Here is a 1,340-nt window from a genome sequence, read left to right as displayed (position 1 = left end):
ACGGAGATTCCCGCCTGCTGGCCGGTGACCACCGGCTGGGGCTTCGGGTGGGTTCCCCGTTCAACGGGCCGTGCCTGGCGCGGGATTTCCGCTCCAGGACTGACCGGCCCTCCAGGGGCGTTTAGCCTCTCCGCCTGCCCGGCGGCGAGGATCACACGCGACGCATTGAGGTCACGATCATGCTCAGTACCGCAGCCCTCGCACCGCCAGGTGCGCACGTGCAGCGGCTTCTTTCCGTCCACGACCCAGCACACCGAGCAGGTCTGGGAGGAGGGCAGCCAGCGTGAAACGACGCCGACATGGCGGCCGTACCGGGCGGCTTTCTCCCCCAGCACACGCCGGAACATGCCCCATGCGGCATCGTGAACGGACTTCGCCATGCGGGTACGCGCGAGTCCGCAGACCGCCAGGTCTTCGAGGTAGACCGCTTGGTTGTCGCGGATCAGTCTCGAAGCCGTCTGGTGGCACCAGTCCTTGCGCGCATCGACTACCCGCGCATGGGCGCGGGCGACCTTCAGCCGCGCTTTCGCGCGGTTCTTCGATCCCCTCGTCTTCCGGCTCAGGTTCTGCTGCGCCTTCTTCAGGCGGCCCTCGGCCCGGTGCAGGAAGCGGGGGTTGTCGATCACTTTCCCGTCCGAGAGAACGGCGTAGTGGGTCAGTCCGAGGTCGATTCCGACTTCGCCACCTGTTTCCGGCAGCGCCTCGGGCTCGACCTCCACGACGAAGCTCGCGAAGTACCCGCCCGACGGGTTTTTGACCACGGTCACCGACGACGGGGCACTGGGCAGCTGACGCGACCAGCGCACCCGTACGTCGCCGATCTTCGCCAGGTTCAGCCGGCCGCTGTCACGCAGCCGGAACCCGTTCTTGGAGAACCTCACAGACTGGCGGGTGTCGGACTTCTTCTTGACCACCGGCCAACCCATCCGGCGGCCCTTGCGCTTCCCCGACACCGACGCGAAGAAGTTCGCGTACGCCGTGTCCAGGTCGCGCAGGGAGGACTGGAGCGCGTCCACGGACACCTCACCGAGCCACGCCCGCTCCGGCGTCTTCTTCGCCTCGGTGATCACCTGCCGGGCCAGAGCGCCCGTCGGGATCTTCGACCTGTCCGCCAGCCAGGCGGACTTTCGAGCGGCCAACCCGTCGTTGTACACCACCCGGGCGCAGCCGAATGTACGAGCCAGCGCGATGCGCTGACCCGGCGTCGGCTCGATCCGCAAGGAGTACCGCAGGTGCATGCGAGCAAGCTACCTGCCGCCACTGACAACGCCCCGCGCGGGTCAGAGCACGGTGTCTCGCCCTGGCGGCGAGATCCCGACCATTGCCCCGCTACGCGGGAG

General features: G+C 68.0%; 1 protein-coding gene. It reads right to left on the bottom strand.

The window, feature by feature from the left end:
- The coding region (locus ACGFYN_RS48180; protein WP_393872285.1) for an RNA-guided endonuclease InsQ/TnpB family protein at positions 1–1,238 on the bottom strand (1,238 nt) is incomplete at its 3' end.
- Positions 1,239–1,340: the final 102 nt, after the last annotated feature.

Origin of the sequence: Streptomyces sp. NPDC048419 (genome assembly GCF_043200415.1) — a bacterium.
Taxonomy (GTDB): domain Bacteria; phylum Actinomycetota; class Actinomycetes; order Streptomycetales; family Streptomycetaceae; genus Streptomyces.
The sequence above is the reverse complement of the archived record's forward strand: the minus strand, read 5'-3'. Positions and strand labels throughout refer to the sequence as shown.